Below are 17,047 nucleotides of genomic sequence, written 5' to 3'. Positions count from 1 at the left end.
CGGGAAGTTCATGTCAAAGGTCGCGCGGGGCAAGGAAATCCTCGAGATATCCGTCTTCGGGCGCGATGTCGCCGAGCGGCGTCGTGAAGCGCAGGACGGCCAGCCCGCAGGTGGGAAAGCCGCCGGCCACCGCCGCCAGCGCATGCTGGTCGCCATCGCTGGAGAGCGCCATGGCGAGATCCTCCATCATCGGATTGTGCCCGACGACCAGGACGGAGCCGCGCCCGCCCGTCTGCCGGATGATGTCGAGATAGCCGGCGGCGTCGGAGCTGTAGAGTCCGTCCGTGACGTGGACGTCGGAGACCGGGAGGTGCCGCGCGGCGATTTCCCAGGTTTCGCGCGCGCGCTTTGCTCCGGAGCAGAGCACGCGGTCCGGGCGGTGGCCCGCCAGCAGCATGGAGGCTGCGATCATGTCGGCGTCGGCACGCCCGGAGAGATCGAGCGCGCGGTCGTAGTCGCGGCCGCCGGGATCGGCCCATCGCGCCTTGGCGTGCCTGAGGAGGTAGAGCCGCGTCATCGCAAAACACTCCGTGCAGCCCGCCGGGATGGCAAATGTGGGCGTCATTCGGGCTTTAGCTGCCACGCAATCGGTGTGCAACCGTGACCTGTGCCCCCTTTGCGCCGCAATTCTTCTGCGGCCGCAGCATAGGCGGGCGCTCAACTGCTTCGGCTAAAGACTTGTCCAATCACGTTTTTCTACCGCCAAAGGTGAGTTTATCAACGACAGTGACAAATGCGTGAGACTGCCAGCGTTTGCGCTTGTGCGGGAGAAATGCCGCGAATATATAGGCGCCGGGATGCCAGCATTGGGATTGAGTCGAATGTCCGGAATCGTTGCAACCGATTACGTCCCCTCCGAAGACGAGCCATTCATGAACGAACGGCAGAAGTCATACTTCCGCTCGAAGCTCGTCTCCTGGAAGAGTGACATACTGAGAGAGGCTCGCGAGACCCTCGAAATTCTCCAGCAGGAAAACGCAAACCACCCCGACCTCGCCGATCGCGCATCGTCCGAAACGGACCGTGCCATCGAACTGCGTGCCCGGGATCGTCAGCGCAAGCTGATCTCGAAGATCGATGCCGCCTTGCAGCGCATCGACGAGGGTACCTACGGCTATTGCGAGGAAACGGGCGAGCCCATCGCGCTCAAGCGCCTCGACGCGCGGCCGATCGCAACACTGTCGATCGAGGCGCAGGAGCGTCACGAGCGTCGCGAGAAGGTCTATCGCGACGATTGATATCCAGCGGGAGACGCTGTCGCCTCCCGCTTCTCTGCGCCGCCGCTTTTAGCGATGCGGCCCCGAGAGATCGCCCAGAAGTCTGCTCATCTCTTCATCGAGTGACGCGTCGACGTCGTCCGGCTCGGGCTTTCGCTGGTCGTTGTCCAGCGACGCCTGCAATTCCTCCAGAAGCGTGTCGTCGAGATCGTGCGGATCCCGGGTCGTCGCGACCTGCGATCTCGTGTCGTGGACGGCCGAAACAATCGGCTCGGTGCGCGTCTGCGTGGTGATTGCATGCGAGGCGGCCACGACGGGAGCCACGACAGCCGGTGCGGTCTGTGCCGGCGCAAAGGATGAAAAGCGCGGCTCCTGAGGCTGTTGTCTCACTGAGGGCGCAACGGGTGACACCGGTGAGGCGGGCTGGACGACGGGCGCAGCCGGTGTCGGCCTTGCCACGACCGGCGGCACATAAGGCTGCGGTTGAGGCGCGGGCTGGCGCGGAGGAGGTGTTGGCGCTGCCGGCGGGGGCGTCGGTGCGGGACGCGCCACCGCCTGCTCAGGCGGGCGGGTCCGTTCCACGACTGGCGTCGGTTCCTGCATCGGAAGAGGGTCTTCGCCTGCCGGACGCCGCGTCGGAGGGAGCAGGCGAATATTCTGTTCGACCACGACATCGCTCGGGCCGCCGATCAGGATCAGGTGCTCGACATCGTCGCGGCGCACCAGAATCAGGCGGCGGTGGCTGTCGACCGCGGTGGCGTCCATCACAGCGAGCCGCGCCTTGCGGTTGCGGCCGCCCGCGACGAAGGTCCCGAACGTCAGGCCGCGAACGATGCGGATGAAAATCAGCAGGACCAGCAAGCCGATCAGCGCGAAGATGGTCCACATCAGCGCCGACGCGTAGTCCGGTCCGGCAATACTCTCGAACCAAGCCTGCATGGTCAAATCCCTCGAATTCATATGCTTGACGCCACGCTCGGGCGCCGTTCACGTGGAAGACTAGACGTCGGGGCCGGTCGCGGCAAGGTTGCGCGGCACGAAGCTTGAGTGAGGCATTCGCGGACGTCGCGCGCGGGCCATGCTCCGGGCGGTCGCCCTTGCGGACGCCGTTGGGCTTGATGTATGCCCAACACACTCCAACCGTCGTGCGCGGTGATGTCAGGCAGGAACCGAATGGCGAGAGAATCCGGCGACGACAGCCGTCCCGTCCCGATCGTGGACCAGAGCACGCGCCCCGGGGCCGCTACCCGCCTGATGATTTTCGTCATCGTGCTGATCGTATCGGCTATCGCCTTCGTGCTGTTCCGCGAACGTCTTGGCGATCCGTTCCTGCTGGGGCTTCTCGGCGTCCTCGCGATGATCGGCATCGGCTTCCTGTTCACGGCGGCCATCGGGTTCATCCAGCTCACGCCGCGCTCGACAGCCGACGAACTGGCGCGTGCCTTCGTCGATACGATGGGGCAGGGTCTGATCGTCACCGACGTCAAAGGCAGGATCGTCTACGCAAACCGCGCCTATGCAGAGATGACCGGCGCGACGACCGCCGCTGATGTGCAGACGGTCGACGGCCTCCTGTCCGACAGTCCCGAAGCCTCGCCCACCGTCTATCGTATCGCTGCCGGCCTTCGCGACGGACTTGCGGGCGACGGCGAGTTCCGGCTGGCACGCGCGATCCGATCCGGCGCCGAGCAGGGCGCGCACTGGTATCGCGTGCGGGCGCGCACCTTCAAGGTGCCGGGCTACCGCCAGCCGCTGTCTGCATGGCAGATTGCCGACATTTCCGCGGAACGCGCCGAGCAGGAGCGCTTCTTCCTCGATCTGCAAAAGGCGATCGACCATCTCGACCATGCGCCGGCCGGCTTCTTCGCCGCCGATGCATCGGGTCGCGTCACCTATATCAATGCCACGCTTGCCGAATGGCTCGGCATCGATCTCGCCACGTTCACGCCCGGCTCCACGACATTGTCCGAAATCGTCGCCGGCGACGGCATGGCGCTCGTCCGCTCGGTGAAGGCCGATCCCGGATCGACGCGCAACGCGGTCATCGATCTCGATCTGGCGACCGTCGGCGGCGAAGCGCTGCCGGTGCGCTTCATGTATCGCGTGACGGCGTCGCGCGATGGCGCACCCGGTCCATCGCGCACGATCGTCCTCAATCGCAACCAGGGCGAGGACGCGTCGGCCGACCTGCGCGCATCCGAGGTCCGGTTCACGCGGTTCTTCAATTCGACACCGATGGCGATCGCGGGCGTGGACGGCGAGGGGCGCATCCTGCGTACCAACGCGCCGTTCCTGTCGCTGTTCTCGCCGGCCGTCGATCGCGACATGCTCGACCGGCGCGTGAAGCTCGAAACCGTCATTCATCCGCGTGACCGCGCGGCATTCGAGACAGCGCTGAGCCATGCCCGGCATCATCGCGCCGACATCGCACCGATCGACACGGTGATGTCCGACAATGAGGAGCGCCACATGCGCTTCTACGTCAATGCAGTTGCCGACGCGGCCTCCGGCGAGGGCGCGGAAGAAGCGGCGATTGTCTACGCGGTCGAGACGACCGAGCAGAAGGCGCTCGAATCGCAGATGGCGCAGAGCCAGAAGATGCAGGCTGTCGGCCAGCTTGCGGGCGGTATCGCGCACGATTTCAACAATGTCCTGACCGCCATCATCATGGCGTCGGACCTGCTTCTGGCGAACCATCGCCCGTCGGACCAGTCCTTCCCCGACATCATGAATATCAAGCAGAACGCCAACCGCGCCGCATCCCTCGTGCGCCAGCTTCTCGCGTTCTCGCGCAAGCAGACCATGCGGCCGGAGGTGCTGAACCTGACCGACGTGCTGGCCGATCTGCGCATGCTTCTGTCGCGGCTTGCCGGAAACGGCATCAAGCTGTCGATCGAGCACGGCCGCGATCTGTGGCCGGTCAAGGCGGATATCGGCCAGTTCGAGCAGGTCATCGTCAATTTGACGGTCAATGCGCGCGATGCGATGCCGGATGGCGGCGCGCTGGCCGTGCGCACGCGCAATGTCGTGGAGGCCGAATGCGCCTCGTTCGGCTATCGCGAGCTTGCCGCTGCCGACTACGTTCTGGTCGAGGTCGAGGATGCCGGAACCGGCATTCCGCCCGAGGTTCTGGCCAAGATTTTCGAGCCGTTCTTCACCACGAAGGAAGTTGGCAAGGGTACGGGCCTCGGCCTGTCGATGGTCTACGGCATCATCAAGCAGACGGGCGGTTTCATCTTCTGCACGTCGGAGCCCGGCAACGGCGCGACGTTCCGCATCTTCCTGCCGCGCCACATTCCCGAAATCCAGCCGGCGAAGTCGCCTGACGATGCGGGCAGCGCGGAGGTCGTGGCGCCCGTCGCGAAGGCCGCGGCGAGCAAGGATTTGTCCGGCACAGCCACCGTGCTGCTGGTCGAGGACGAGGATGCCGTGCGCATGGGCAGCGTCAGGGCTCTCACCTCGCGCGGCTATACGGTTCATGAGGCGTCGTCCGGGGTCGAGGCTCTGGAAATCTTCGAGGAGCTCGAGGGCAAGGTCGACATCGTCGTCTCCGATGTCGTCATGCCGGAGATGGATGGGCCGACGCTTCTGGGCGAACTCCTCAAGCGCCAGCCGGACGTGAAGTTCATCTTCGTCTCCGGCTATGCGGAAGACGCGTTTGCCAGGAATCTGCCCGAAGAAGCGAAATTCGGCTTCCTGCCCAAGCCCTTCACGCTCAAGCAGCTCGCCACGATCGTCAAGGACATGCTCGACGCCTGATCCCGGCGCGCCCTATGCCGCCTCGTTGCGCAATGCGGCGAGTTCGGCGCTTGCGGGCGAGGGTCGCGCGCAGCTTCGAGGTGAAGTGGCTTTCAGCGGGATACTGATCGATACAATCGCCGCCCATTTTTTTTGCAGAGAAAAACATTGCCCGATTGTGCATATTTCTTGAGCAATTCTACGTGGCGGGTGCGTACCGAATGCTCAAGACTTCGTTAAGCAGAATGCCGCGGTTGCGATCTCCTCAGTCCAACCCCTTGAATCTCTGTAAATAAATCTCCCGATCTCTTCTTGCCTCCCGGTTGGCACGGCGGTTGCTCCTCTTGTTGCGGTGCAAACAAGAACCCAGCACGGAGTGTTCGCAATGAGGGGTACCATTCACAACACGATGAGGCTTCTGGCCACCGGCGCATTGGCCGCCGGCGTCTCCGCCACGTCGCCCGCCTGGTCGCAGGAAGAAACCATCAAGGTCGGCGTTCTTCATTCGCTGTCCGGCACGATGGCGATTTCGGAAACCACGCTCAAGGACGCCATGCTCATGCTCATCGAGGAGCAGAACAAGAAGGGCGGCCTGCTGGGCAAGAAGCTCGAGGCCGTCGTGGTCGATCCGGCATCGGACTGGCCCCTGTTCGCGGAAAAGGCCCGCGAACTGATCGAAGTCAACGACGTGGCTGCGGTCTTCGGCTGCTGGACGTCGGTGTCGCGCAAATCCGTGCTGCCGGTCTTCGAGGAACTGAACTCGATCCTGTTCTACCCGGTGCAATATGAGGGTGAGGAAAGCCAGCGCAACGTGTTCTACACCGGCGCCGCGCCGAACCAGCAGGCCATTCCCGCCGTCGAATACCTGATGAACGAAGAAGGCGTCGAGCGCTGGGTCCTGGCCGGCACCGACTACGTCTACCCGCAGACCACCAACAAGATCCTCGAGGCCTATCTCAAGGACAAGGGCGTGGCCGCGGAAGACATCATGATCAACTACACGCCGTTCGGTCATTCCGACTGGCAGACGATCGTCTCCGACATCAAAAATTTCGGTTCGGCCGGCAAGAAGACGGCTGTGGTCTCCACCATCAACGGCGACGCCAACGTGCCGTTCTATCGCGAACTCGGCAATCAGGGCATCGCTGCCGAAGACATCCCGGTGGTTGCCTTCTCGGTCGGCGAGGAAGAACTCGCCGGCCTCGACACCGCTCCGCTGGTCGGCCATCTGGCCGCCTGGAACTACTTCATGTCCGTCGATGCATCTGCCAATGCCGAGTTCATCGAGACCTGGCATGGGTTTGCCGGCGATGAACGCGTCACCAACGACCCGATGGAAGCCCACTATATCGGCTTCAACATGTGGGTGAAGGCGGTCGAGGCGGCCGGCACCACCGATCCGGACGCGGTCATCGACGCCATTGTCGGCGTGGAAGTGCCCAACCTGACCGGCGGAACGTCCGTCATGCTGGCCAACCACCACATCACCAAGCCGGTCCTCATCGGCGAAATCCAGGATGACGGCCAGTTCGACGTCGTCTGGGAAACCGAGGGTCTGGTGCCCGGCGACGCGTGGTCGGACTTCCTGCCTGAATCCAAGGTGCTGGAAGCCGATTGGACCGATCCGATCAAGTGCGGCAACTACAACACCGAGACCAAGACCTGTGGCGGCTCGCAGGCTGCTGCGAACTGATCGACGCGAAGCAACGCCGAGGGCGGTCTCGACCGCCGTCGGCTTCCCGCCATGTCAAATCTGGTTCGTTGATGCCCTATGTTGCCCCCCTCCGGCCTGCCGGCCATCTCCCCCACGAGGGGGGAGATCAGCTGATCACAAGCCTTGCCGCGCGTGATCTCCCCCCGTGTGGGGGAGATGGCCGGCAGGCCGGAGGGGGGCGTGCAGGGGTGCAAATCATCCAGTCCGTGTGGCGGCTCGTTGCACTCGTCATTTGTCTCCTCACCACACTCCCCGCACACGCCCAATCCATCGAAGACCTCGTCCGCCAACTGCCTGACGGCAGCTTTTCGGATCGCGGGCGCGTGGTCTCTCGGCTTGCCGCGACGGGTGAGACCGCGCTCGTGCCGCTTCTGGATGCGCTGGCCGCCGGCGACCTCTACGTCGTCGAGGATACAGGCCAGATCGTGCTCGTCTCGCGTGCCGGTGACAATTTCCGGCTCAGGGATGCCGTGACCAACGCCGAGAATGGCGAAGTCGCGCGTAACGCCGTCGAGAAAATCCGCGTCAACAACAGCCTGCGGCGCTCGGTGAGGGCGGCGATCGGCCAGTTGACCCTGATGAGCCCGAATGCGGGCACGCGGCGGGCAGCCGCGGAATCGATGTTCCTCACGCCGGACGCGGACAACATCCCGCTTCTCGATGAAGCGATCGCGGACGAGCAGGACGCCGGCGTCCTGCTCGTGATGGAACAGGCGAGGGCGGCAGCGATGCTGCGCACCGACGCGCCCGCCGAGGCGTTCGCGCAAGCGGTCGACATCATCGCCGAGCGGGGCGGGCGTCAGGCGCTCGGCATCCTCGGCTCGGTCCTTGCCGGCGCGTCCAATGAGGCGCGGCCCGCGATCGAAGCCGGGATCGACCGCATCCAGCGCCACCTTGCCATGCTCGATGTCGGCCAGAACGTGTGGTACGGCATCTCGCTCGGATCGGTGCTGCTGCTGGCGGCCATCGGCCTTGCCATCACCTTCGGCGTGATGGGCGTCATCAACATGGCGCATGGCGAGATGGTGATGATCGGCGCCTACACGACCTTCGTCGTGCAGAATGTGATCCGCACGTCTTATCCCGGCCTGTTCGACTGGTCGCTGGCGATCGCGCTGCCGCTCGCCTTCCTCGTGACGGGTGCCATCGGCGTGGCGATCGAGCGCGGCGTCATTCGTTTCCTCTACGGCCGTCCGCTGGAAACGCTTCTTGCCACGTGGGGGCTTTCGCTGATCATCCAGCAAGCCGTGCGATCGACCTTCGGCGCGAACAACCGCGAGGTCGGAAACCCGTCATGGATGTCGGGCTCCTTCGACTTCTACGGCATCGCGATGACGTGGAACCGATTCTGGATCGTGATCTTCGCGATCACCGTGTTCGCCGTGCTCCTGCTCGTCATGAAGCGCACCGCGCTGGGACTTCAAATGCGCGCGGTGACGCAGAACCGCCGCATGGCGGCCTCGATGGGCATCCGCACGCCGTGGGTGGATGCGATGACCTTCGGCCTGGGCTCCGGCATCGCGGGCTTGGCCGGCGTCGCGCTCAGCCAGGTCGACAACGTCTCGCCCAATCTGGGGCAGGGCTACATCATCGACAGCTTCATGGTGGTCGTCTTCGGCGGTGTCGGCAATCTGTGGGGCACGCTCGTCGGCGCGCTGACGCTCGGCATCGTGAACAAGTTCATGGAGCCCTATGCGGGCGCGGTGCTCGCCAAGATTTTCGTGCTCGTCATCATTATCCTGTTCATCCAGAAGCGGCCGCGCGGGCTTTTCGCGCTCAAGGGAAGGGCGATCGAGGCATGATTACCGCTCGGCTTCTGCGCCATCTCGACGGCAAGGTTCTGTGGCTTGCGGGCCTCCTGATCGCCGTCGCGATCCTGGTGCCTGCATCCAATCTGCTTCTGTCGCCCGGCAATCCGCTGCGCGTGCCGAATTACATGGTGGCGCTGCTCGGCAAATACCTGACCTACGCCATGCTGGCGCTCGCGCTCGATCTCGTCTGGGGCTATGTCGGCATCCTGTCGCTTGGGCACGGCGCGTTCTTCGCGCTCGGAGGCTACGCGATGGGCATGTACCTGATGCGCCAGATCGGCGATCGCGGCGTCTACGCCAACCCGAACCTGCCGGACTTCATGGTCTTCCTCAACTGGTCGGAACTGCCCTGGTACTGGTACGGCTTCGACATGTTCTGGTTCGCGATTGTGATGGTGCTCGTCGCGCCGGGGCTGCTCGCCTTCGTGTTCGGCTGGTTCGCGTTCCGCAGCCGCGTGACGGGCGTCTACCTGTCGATCATAACGCAGGCGATGACCTACGCGCTGATGCTGTCCTTCTTCCGAAACGACATGGGCTTTGGCGGCAACAACGGCCTCACCGACTTCAAGGACATTCTCGGCTATTCGGTTCAGGCGCCGGGGACGCGCGGCGCGCTTTTCGCCATCACGGCGGTCATGCTTGCCGCGTCGCTGATCATGTGCGCGGCGATCACAAAATCCAAGCTCGGCAAGGTGATGATCGCCGTGCGGGATGCGGAGAGCCGCACGCGCTTCATCGGCTACCGGCCGGAGTTCGTGAAGCTTTTCGCCTTCGTCGTGTCGGCGGTCATCGCCGGAATCGCCGGCGCTCTGTACGTGCCGCAGGTCGGTATCATCAATCCCGGCGAATTCGCGCCGGCGAACTCGATCGAAATCGTCATCTGGACGGCGATCGGCGGACGCGGAACGTTGATCGGCCCGATCATCGGTGCCGTTCTCGTCAATTACGCCAAGTCGTGGTTCACCGCCGCCTATCCGGAACTGTGGCTGTTCGCGCTGGGCGGGTTGTTCGTCTTCGTCACCCTGTTCCTGCCCAAGGGCATCGTCGGCACGTGGGAGCAATGGCGCACCGGGCGTGCCGAGCGCAGGGCCGCGAAAGATGCCGATTTGCCGCGCGGCGATGCCGAACCACAGCCGGCCGAGTGACGTCCATGAGCAAAAGCAACACCATCCTCTATCTCGACGGCGTCTCGGTCTCATTCGACGGGTTTCGCGCGATCAACAATCTGTCACTGGTGCTCGACCGGGGCGAAATGCGCGCCATCATCGGTCCGAACGGCGCCGGCAAGACCACGATGATGGACATCATCACCGGCAAGACGCGGCCCGACGCGGGCGAGGTCTTCTTCGATGGCGAGATCGACCTGACGCTTCACGATGAAGCCGACATCGCGATGATGGGCATCGGCCGCAAGTTCCAGAAGCCAACCGTCTTCGAGAGCCATTCCGTTGAGGACAATCTCGTCCTGTCGCTCAAGGGCAAGCGTGGCATCTTTCCGACCCTCTTTCACCGTGGAACGCATGCCGAGCGCCAGCGGATCGACGCGATCCTCGCGACTGTTCGTCTCGAGGCACGCAGGCACGACCTGGCCGCCAACCTGTCGCACGGACAGAAGCAGTGGCTGGAGATCGGCATGCTGCTCGCGCAGGACCCCAAGCTCCTGCTGGTCGATGAGCCGGTCGCGGGCATGACGGATGCTGAAACGGAAGAAACCGCGCGGCTTCTGAGGGATATCGCGCGGACGCATTCGGTGGTCGTGGTCGAGCACGACATGCATTTCGTGCGCGAGCTCGGCGTCAAGGTGACGTGCCTGCACGAAGGAAGCGTTCTGTCCGAGGGCACGCTGGATTTCGTGTCCGCCGACGACCGCGTCGTCGAAGTCTATCTGGGAAGGTGACGGCATGATGTGGCGGTTCTCGCTCGATCAGATCCCCAACGCGATCATCCGCCGGCGCAAGGCGTGCCTGCCGTTCTGGTTTCGCCGGAGGATGAACTGATGCTGACGGTTACCGATCTCACGCTTCACTATGGCGCCGCGCAAGCGCTGCGCGGGGTGTCGCTCAAGGCGGAGGCCGCCAAGATCACCTGTGTCCTGGGCCGAAACGGCGTCGGTAAGACCAGCCTTATGAGATCCATCGTCGGCCACCATCGGCCGACGTCTGGAGAAGTTGCCTTCGAGGGGAAGGCGCTCGACCGGAGCGCGGCGTATGATCGCGCCCGGTCGGGCATCGCATTCGTTCCGCAGGGCAGGGAGATCTTTCCGCTGCTCAGCGTGCGCGAGAATCTGGAGACCGGCTTTGCGCCGCTGAAGCGCGCCGATCGTCATATACCGGACCATGTTTTCGACCTGTTTCCGGTCCTGAAGGACATGCTTGGCCGTCGCGGCGGCGATCTGTCCGGCGGGCAGCAGCAGCAGCTCGCGATCGGCCGCGCGCTCACCATGCGGCCGAGGCTGCTCGTGCTCGACGAGCCGACCGAGGGCATCCAGCCGTCCATCATCAAGGACATCGGCCGTGCGATCCGCTATCTGCGCGACACGGCGGGCATCGCCATCCTGCTGGTCGAGCAGTATCTCGATTTCTGCCGGGAGCTGGCCGATCAGGTCTACATCATGGATCGCGGGCAGGTGGTGCACTCAGGTCCCGCCGAGGATCTCGACAAGCCGGACGTACGCCGTTTCCTCACCGTCTGAGGAACCGGCCGCAAGGCCGTTTCGGCGGATTTTAGTCAATTGCCGCAGCGTGCCTAAACCGTTTCTCGACTGGTTTCGTCTAGGGCCCGCGGACCGAAACTTGCCGGTTATTCCTGGGGGCACTTGAATGTTGATTGGTGGATCGCCGCAAGCGGGCGTTGGCTCGCGGCGCCAGGTTGCGTCCGTCGAGGACATTGGTTCGGCCCATGCCGCCCCGCAGGCGAGGCACTTCAAGGCCATCTCCTCGATCAGCCCGAGTTCGCTGGCGTCCGCCTACAAGGCGATGCGCGCGCAGGAGGCGAGCATGGCCTCCACGCCGCCAATCGCGGCCAACGACCGGCTGGCGAACGCGGCGATTCTCTCTGCGGTGGGACTTGGCGCGGCCTTCGCGGCCTATCGCGATGCCGGCGGGTCCGCCGACACCTGATCATACCCATTGTTGCATCTTGGCCACAGCGGCGGGGCGGTCACTTTTCCGCCCCATATCGCCCAAGCGTTGGCCATGTTTGAACCGCAGACACAAATGCGTGCAAAATGCTGCGCGTTAACCTTGCAACAAGAATAAAAGTCTCAGGTTCAGCTTATGTGTGTCAAATCCGAATCAGAAGGTCGGGTAACCGGCCGATTGTCCCGTCGCCTCTTCGTGGCCTCGCTCCCGCTGTTCCTCGCGGGCTGCATGAGCACGACCGATGCGCTCCAGAGCGCTGCTGTTCCGGCTGGACCGGATCCCTATTACGTTGCGATGTATGGCGCCCAGCCGCAGGAGCGCTTCCCGCTTCCGGCCACCGATATTTCGCGTGTGGATGAGCGGTTTTTCCGCCAGCAGGTCGATTACCACCGCTCCGAAACGCCTGGCACGGTCGTCGTCGATACGCAAAACCGCTTTCTCTATCTGGTCCAGCCGGGCGGCAAGGCGATGCGATACGGCATCGGCGTCGGCCAGGCTGGGCTTGAATTCGAGGGTACGGCACGGATCGCCCGCAAGGCCGAATGGCCGCGCTGGACCCCGACGCAGTCGATGATCGCGCGCCAGCCGGAACGTTACGGCCAGTATGCCGGCGGCATGGAGCCCGGTCTCGACAATCCGCTCGGGCCGCGCGCGCTGTACCTGTTCCAGGGCGATCGCGATACGCTGTTCCGCATCCACGGCACGTCGGAGCCATGGTCGATTGGCCTCGCGGTATCATCGGGTTGTATCCGTTTGTTCAATCAGGACATCATCGATCTCTATGGCCGCATCGCGATCGATACCACCGTCGTCGTGTTGCAGGACGAGCCGCTGATGTTCCCGCAGAAGCAGGTTCCCGACTTCATCGCCCGCCAGCTCGCGCCGCAGCAGCCTGCACAGCAGCCCGTGACGGTGCAGCAGGCCACCGATTCGGCGCTGGCTCCGGTCGAGCAGGGCATGGGTCAGCCGCGTCGCCCCGCGATGGACATCTAGACGGATTATTCCCCCGTCTCTCGCGGCGGCCGTCCCCGGCTGCCGCGACCGAAGGTGTAGCCGGTCTCGACCGCTTTGCCGCCGAATTTCTCCCGCAGCGCGTCCATTGCGCCTTCCGCCAACGCGCGCTTGCGTGATCCTGTATCGATGAGATCCGGCGGGTCGGCGCGGTCGTCATCCTGCAGGTCGCTCACTCCGATGCCGATGAGACGATAGCGCGTTCCGTCCGTCTCCTTGCGCAACAGCTCCATGCCCGTCGAGAAGATGCGATCCGCAAGACGCGTCGCGTCTGCAAGCTGCCTGTTGCGGGTGCGTATCTTGAAGTCGCCGGTCTTGAGCTTCAGGACGACGGTTTGCCCAGCGATGCCGGATTTCTTCAACCTGGCGGACACCTTTTCCGACAGCGACCGCAGGATCGGAACCAGGTCGTCGGCAGACGCCAGATTGGTGTCGAAGGTCGTCTCCGCCGATACGCTCTTTGCCTCGTGCTCGGGCTGTACGCGGCGTTCGTCCTGTCCGCGCGAGAGCCTGTAGAGTCTGTCGCCCATCGACCCGTAGCGGCCCATCAGGTCGGAGCGTTCCATGGTCTGCAACTGGCCGATCCGGCGCAGTCCATCGCGCTCCAGCGTCGCGGCGAACGCCTTGCCGACGCCCCAGATCATCGTGACGGGCTGTTCGGCCAGAAATCCGAGTGCCTCGGCCTCGCCGATGACCGCGAAGCCGCGGGGTTTCTGGAAATCCGACGCGACCTTCGCCAGAAATTTGCAGTAGGACAGGCCGACGGACACGCTGATGCCGATCTCGCGCTCGACGCGTCTCGCGAAATCCGCCAGCACCAACGCAGCGGGGCGTTTGTGCAACCGCTCCGTGCCCGACAGGTCGAGAAACGCCTCATCGATGGAAATCGGTTCCACCAAAGGTGTCAGCGCCTGCATCATCGCGCGGACTTCGCGCCCGACGGACACATATTTCTCCATGTCCGGCTTGATGACGACCGCGTCGGGACACGCCTCCAGCGCCTTGAACATCGGCATCGCGGACTTCACGCCGCGAATGCGCGCCACGTAGCACGCGGTGGAGACGACGCCGCGCTTCCCGCCGCCGATGATCACCGGCTTGTCGCGTAACTCTGGCCGGTCACGCTTTTCCACCGCCGCATAGAATGCGTCGCAATCGATATGCGCGAGGCTCAGCGAATAGAGTTCGCCATGGCGCGCGAGGCGCGGGCTTCCGCACGACGAGCACCGCGACCTCGCCGTCTGCTGAGGCGTCAGGCAGTCCCGGCAGAAGCCGTGATTGGGATCGTTGAGAGGGGCCAGCATGACACGAACATATCAGGAACGGTCGCAATCATAATTGATTGCGCGGACGCCAACAAGCGGTCTGCCCGGCGCTTCCTGTCAGTATGGAAGTGTCGGATCAGACGCCCAGTGCTGCCGCTATGCGCGGTCCTGCGTCGGCCCAGTCGTCCACGATGATGATGCCCTCGGGGGGCTTGGGCACGATGTCGCGAATCCGGTTGTCCGCCATCAAATGGAACAGATGGGCGTCGGGCACATGCTCCTTCGCCGAGACGAGATTGTGCGGCATGTCGTCGACGAAGGCGACGGGCCGTGGTGTCTCGCCGCGCAGCCGCCTGATCGCCGGCCCTTTGGCCATTTCGGTGGTCAGGAGCGGGTAGGGCAGGCCAAGCGCGTCGAGATGGTTGCGCCGCCGGTCCCGATGGCGATGTGGCATAGCTGTCAGCAGCACCACCTCGGCCTTGCGTGCGATCGTCTCGATGGCAGCCGCCGCGCCGTCGGTGACGGTCTGCCAGTCCGCCTGCTCGTCGAAGAAGCTCGCGAGCATTTCCGCGACGTGCTCGCGCTCCGCCGCATCGCCGGTTTCCAGATGGAAGACGTTGCCGTGCAGGCGGAACGTGCCAAGGTCGAGCCTGTAGCCGCGTCCTTCGAGATAGCGCGGGAACGGCCGGATGAACTCCAGCACCACGTCGTCGACGTCGAGCACCAGGAGCGGGCGATCGTCATGCGACAGTTCTTCGATCTGGCGCAGCGTTTCCGGATCGATGCTCATGTCGAGGCCTCGATTCTATCGTCGCCGAACGGCAGCGCACGCAGGGCCGCGCCGACGCGCTCAGGCTTCGTGCCGCTCGCCTCGCAGAACGCCGTCAACGTGGGTTCATGGGCCATGATGAACTGAAGCACGCCCGCGAGGAAACCCGGCTCCATGGCCGCCTGCCTGATCTGGTTCGCCTCGATGCCCGTGAGCGCCAGAAAGCGCGGCAGCAGCGTCGGATCGGCGGCGACGTAGCCCAAAGCCGCGATCGCAAGCTGTTCAGCGTCCGCGCGGGCCGACGCACCCTGATCGTCTCGTGTAATCTTCATGCAGGCCGTGTAGCCTGACGGCGATGATCTGGGCAAGCGTCGTCTGTCTTGCAGCCAAAGGTTTGCCTTTCGTCAATCAAATCAGGTTAGACTTCGGTTTAACCAGGATATCAGACAACCGGTCTTCGCCTGCGGGTCGCGGGCTCAGTCGGACAGGATGCTTATGCCCAAGAAGGTGATGATCGTCGAAGACAATGAGCTCAACATGAAGCTCTTCCGCGACCTGATCGAAGCCAGTGGCTACGAGACGGTGCGGACGCGCAACGGGCTGGAAGCGCTCGATCTGGCCCGGACGCACAAGCCCGACCTGATCCTGATGGACATCCAGCTCCCGGAGGTTTCGGGGCTCGAAGTCACCAAATGGCTGAAGGAAGACGACGAGCTGCACACGATCCCGGTGATCGCGGTGACCGCTTTCGCCATGAAGGGCGATGAGGAGCGGATTCGCCAGGGCGGCTGTGAGGCCTACATTTCCAAGCCGATTTCGGTCGGCAAATTCATCGAGACGATCAAGTCCTATCTGGGTGACGCCTGATGGATGATCGTTCACCCCGCACCGGAGTGCGCAAGTCATGACCGCCCGCATCCTCGTCGTCGACGACGTTCCGGCCAATGTGAAGCTGCTCGAAGTTCGGCTTCTTGCGGAGTATTTCGAGGTCGTCACGGCGTTCAGCGGCGCGGATGCGCTGGAAACCTGCGAGAACACCAAGATCGACGTCGTGCTTCTCGACGTGATGATGCCGGACATGGACGGCTTCGAAGTCTGCCGGCGGCTCAAATCCGACCCGGCGACCCAGCATATCCCGGTCGTGATGATCACCGCGCTGGATCAGGCCAGCGACCGCGTGCGCGGCCTTGAGGTGGGCGCGGATGATTTTCTGACCAAGCCGGTCAACGATTTGCAACTCATGACGCGGGTGAAAAGCCTCGTACGGCTGAAGACGCTGACCGATGAGCTGCGCCTGCGCGCATCGACCACGCGCAACATCGGCATCGAGGAGTTGCTGAGCCGCCGCGACGCGGTCATCGAGGCGATGCCGCAGGTCCTGCTCGTCGACGACCGTCCCAGTTCGTCGGAGCGGATTGCGCGCATGCTGCGCGGCCGATGCAACCTGTCGCAGGCCGCGGACGCCCAGGCGGCGTTCTTCCAGGCCGCCGAAGGTGATTTCGACTGCGTCATCGTTTCTACCGGACTTGCCGACTACGATCCGCTGCGGCTCTGCTCCCAGTTGCGCACGCTCGATCGCACGCGTTTCGTGCCGATCATGCTGCTTGCGGGCGAGGGCGAGGACGAGCGCCTCGTGCGGGGGCTCGACCTTGGCGTGAACGACTACCTCGTCCGCCCGATCGATCAGCAGGAGTTGATCGCCAGGCTCGGCACGCAGGTCAAGCGCAAGCGCTATAACGATCATCTGCGCGCCAGCGTCGCCCAGACGATCGAGATGGCGGTGACCGACGGTCTGACGGGGCTACACAACCGGCGCTACCTCGACAGCCATCTGGCGACGCTTTTCGATCGCGCGCGCAGCCGCCGCCGGCCGCTGTCGCTGATGATCGCCGACATCGACCGGTTCAAGCTGATCAACGACACGCACGGCCATGACGTCGGCGATGACGTCTTGCGCGAATTCGCAAGCAGGCTTCGCAAGAATGTGCGTGGCATCGATCTGGCGTGCCGTCTGGGCGGCGAGGAGTTCGTCGTCGTCATGCCGGACACGGATGCGGAGATCGCGCAGAAGGTGGGCGAGCGTATCCGGTTGCAGATCGAGCAGACGCCGTTTGCGGCCGGGCCTGACGGCGCGGCCATCACCGTGACCGTCAGCGTGGGCATCGCCGCCATGGCGCACGGCGCCGATACGGTGGAGGCGATGGTGAAGCGCGCCGACATCGCGCTCTACCAGGCGAAGAATGGCGGTCGTAACCGGGTCGTCGCGGCTGCTGCCTGAGACGATGCTTCACGCGTTCGAAGTCTTCGTGCCGGCACAACTCACGGCGATACGAAAATTTACCCTGTTTCGCGGCAGTTGCTGTGGATAGTTAAGAAATGGTT

16 protein-coding genes are annotated in these 17,047 nt (G+C 64.0%); 11 read left to right on the top strand and 5 right to left on the bottom strand.

What is annotated here, in order from left to right; all coding sequences use genetic code 11:
• Positions 1-13: 13 nt before the first annotated feature.
• A complete protein-coding gene (locus AAFN55_RS14345; RefSeq protein ID WP_347799511.1) occupies positions 14-565 on the bottom strand; it encodes a histidine phosphatase family protein in 552 nt (183 codons plus the stop codon).
• 256 nt (positions 566-821) lie between these two features.
• On the opposite strand from AAFN55_RS14345, the gene dksA reads away from it, so the two are divergent.
• Entirely contained in the window at positions 822-1,238 is a 417-nt protein-coding gene (gene dksA / locus AAFN55_RS14340; RefSeq protein ID WP_347799510.1) for an RNA polymerase-binding protein DksA, read from the top strand.
• Between the two features lie 48 nt (positions 1,239-1,286).
• Here dksA and AAFN55_RS14335 read toward each other — a convergent pair whose 3' ends face one another.
• Positions 1,287-2,156 (bottom strand): hypothetical protein, encoded by an 870-nt coding sequence (locus AAFN55_RS14335; protein WP_347799509.1) that lies wholly within the window; start codon positions 2,154-2,156, stop codon positions 1,287-1,289.
• Between the two features lie 234 nt (positions 2,157-2,390).
• On the opposite strand from AAFN55_RS14335, the gene AAFN55_RS14330 reads away from it, so the two are divergent.
• From AAFN55_RS14330 to AAFN55_RS14295, 8 genes are all read left to right on the top strand, one after another.
• Positions 2,391-4,976 carry a response regulator gene (locus AAFN55_RS14330; protein ID WP_347799508.1) on the top strand — a complete coding sequence of 862 codons (2,586 nt, stop codon included), beginning with the start codon at positions 2,391-2,393 and terminating at the stop codon, positions 4,974-4,976.
• 364 nt (positions 4,977-5,340) lie between these two features.
• Positions 5,341-6,648, top strand: a complete 1,308-nt coding sequence (gene urtA / locus AAFN55_RS14325) for an urea ABC transporter substrate-binding protein (protein WP_347799507.1) — start codon at positions 5,341-5,343, stop codon at positions 6,646-6,648.
• Positions 6,649-6,857: 209 nt separating this feature from the next.
• On the top strand, positions 6,858-8,471 hold the full coding sequence (gene urtB / locus AAFN55_RS14320; protein WP_347799506.1) for an urea ABC transporter permease subunit UrtB: 1,614 nt from the start codon (positions 6,858-6,860) through the stop codon (positions 8,469-8,471).
• Complete coding sequence (gene urtC, locus AAFN55_RS14315; RefSeq protein WP_347799505.1) at positions 8,468-9,625, top strand: urea ABC transporter permease subunit UrtC; 1,158 nt, start codon at positions 8,468-8,470, stop codon at positions 9,623-9,625. The genes urtB and urtC overlap by 4 nt, the downstream gene beginning before the upstream one ends.
• 5 nt (positions 9,626-9,630) lie before the next feature.
• Entirely contained in the window at positions 9,631-10,377 is a 747-nt protein-coding gene (gene urtD / locus AAFN55_RS14310; RefSeq protein WP_347799504.1) for an urea ABC transporter ATP-binding protein UrtD, read from the top strand.
• A gap of 99 nt (positions 10,378-10,476) precedes the next feature.
• Entirely contained in the window at positions 10,477-11,172 is a 696-nt protein-coding gene (gene urtE, locus AAFN55_RS14305) for an urea ABC transporter ATP-binding subunit UrtE (protein ID WP_347799503.1), read from the top strand.
• A gap of 127 nt (positions 11,173-11,299) precedes the next feature.
• On the top strand, positions 11,300-11,599 hold the full coding sequence (locus tag AAFN55_RS14300) for a hypothetical protein (RefSeq protein WP_347799502.1): 300 nt from the start codon (positions 11,300-11,302) through the stop codon (positions 11,597-11,599).
• Positions 11,600-11,848: 249 nt separating this feature from the next.
• Complete coding sequence (locus AAFN55_RS14295) at positions 11,849-12,613, top strand: L,D-transpeptidase (RefSeq protein WP_347800266.1); 765 nt, start codon at positions 11,849-11,851, stop codon at positions 12,611-12,613.
• Positions 12,614-12,618: 5 nt separating this feature from the next.
• Here AAFN55_RS14295 and AAFN55_RS14290 read toward each other — a convergent pair whose 3' ends face one another.
• From AAFN55_RS14290 to AAFN55_RS14280, 3 genes are all read right to left on the bottom strand, one after another.
• Positions 12,619-13,935, bottom strand: coding sequence for a DNA polymerase IV (locus AAFN55_RS14290; protein ID WP_347799501.1), 1,317 nt, complete (start codon positions 13,933-13,935; stop codon positions 12,619-12,621).
• Positions 13,936-14,032: 97 nt separating this feature from the next.
• Positions 14,033-14,686, bottom strand: coding sequence for a hypothetical protein (locus tag AAFN55_RS14285; RefSeq protein WP_347799500.1), 654 nt, complete (start codon positions 14,684-14,686; stop codon positions 14,033-14,035).
• Positions 14,683-14,997, bottom strand: coding sequence for a DUF3572 domain-containing protein (locus AAFN55_RS14280; RefSeq protein ID WP_347799499.1), 315 nt, complete (start codon positions 14,995-14,997; stop codon positions 14,683-14,685). The genes AAFN55_RS14285 and AAFN55_RS14280 overlap by 4 nt, the downstream gene beginning before the upstream one ends.
• A gap of 178 nt (positions 14,998-15,175) precedes the next feature.
• Here AAFN55_RS14280 and AAFN55_RS14275 point away from each other — a divergent pair, with 178 nt between their 5' ends.
• Positions 15,176-15,532 (top strand): response regulator, encoded by a 357-nt coding sequence (locus tag AAFN55_RS14275; protein ID WP_347800265.1) that lies wholly within the window; start codon positions 15,176-15,178, stop codon positions 15,530-15,532.
• A gap of 37 nt (positions 15,533-15,569) precedes the next feature.
• Positions 15,570-16,943: a PleD family two-component system response regulator gene (locus AAFN55_RS14270; protein ID WP_347799498.1), complete on the top strand. Its 1,374-nt coding sequence runs from the start codon at positions 15,570-15,572 to the stop codon at positions 16,941-16,943.
• Positions 16,944-17,047: the final 104 nt, after the last annotated feature.

Source organism: Mesorhizobium sp. CAU 1732, assembly GCF_039888675.1.
GTDB lineage: Bacteria > Pseudomonadota > Alphaproteobacteria > Rhizobiales > Rhizobiaceae > Aerobium.
This window is presented reverse-complemented; position numbering and strand designations above follow the sequence as displayed.

Bases quoted from the DNA above. Each gene is read 5' to 3' on its own strand.
- AAFN55_RS14285 (WP_347799500.1), bottom strand. From the start codon at position 14,686: ATGAGCATCGATCCGGAAACGCTGCGCCAGATCGAAGAACTGTCGCAT.
- dksA (WP_347799510.1), top strand. From the start codon at position 822: ATGTCCGGAATCGTTGCAACCGATTACGTCCCCTCCGAAGACGAGCCA.
- AAFN55_RS14275 (WP_347800265.1), top strand. From the start codon at position 15,176: ATGATCGTCGAAGACAATGAGCTCAACATGAAGCTCTTCCGCGACCTG.
- AAFN55_RS14295 (WP_347800266.1), top strand. From the start codon at position 11,849: ATGAGCACGACCGATGCGCTCCAGAGCGCTGCTGTTCCGGCTGGACCG.
- AAFN55_RS14290 (WP_347799501.1), bottom strand. From the start codon at position 13,935: ATGCTGGCCCCTCTCAACGATCCCAATCACGGCTTCTGCCGGGACTGC.
- AAFN55_RS14300 (WP_347799502.1), top strand. From the start codon at position 11,300: ATGTTGATTGGTGGATCGCCGCAAGCGGGCGTTGGCTCGCGGCGCCAG.
- urtE (WP_347799503.1), top strand. From the start codon at position 10,477: ATGCTGACGGTTACCGATCTCACGCTTCACTATGGCGCCGCGCAAGCG.
- urtC (WP_347799505.1), top strand. From the start codon at position 8,468: ATGATTACCGCTCGGCTTCTGCGCCATCTCGACGGCAAGGTTCTGTGG.
- AAFN55_RS14280 (WP_347799499.1), bottom strand. From the start codon at position 14,997: ATGAAGATTACACGAGACGATCAGGGTGCGTCGGCCCGCGCGGACGCT.
- AAFN55_RS14335 (WP_347799509.1), bottom strand. From the start codon at position 2,156: ATGCAGGCTTGGTTCGAGAGTATTGCCGGACCGGACTACGCGTCGGCG.
- AAFN55_RS14345 (WP_347799511.1), bottom strand. From the start codon at position 565: ATGACGCCCACATTTGCCATCCCGGCGGGCTGCACGGAGTGTTTTGCG.
- urtD (WP_347799504.1), top strand. From the start codon at position 9,631: ATGAGCAAAAGCAACACCATCCTCTATCTCGACGGCGTCTCGGTCTCA.
- AAFN55_RS14270 (WP_347799498.1), top strand. From the start codon at position 15,570: ATGACCGCCCGCATCCTCGTCGTCGACGACGTTCCGGCCAATGTGAAG.
- urtA (WP_347799507.1), top strand. From the start codon at position 5,341: ATGAGGGGTACCATTCACAACACGATGAGGCTTCTGGCCACCGGCGCA.
- AAFN55_RS14330 (WP_347799508.1), top strand. From the start codon at position 2,391: ATGGCGAGAGAATCCGGCGACGACAGCCGTCCCGTCCCGATCGTGGAC.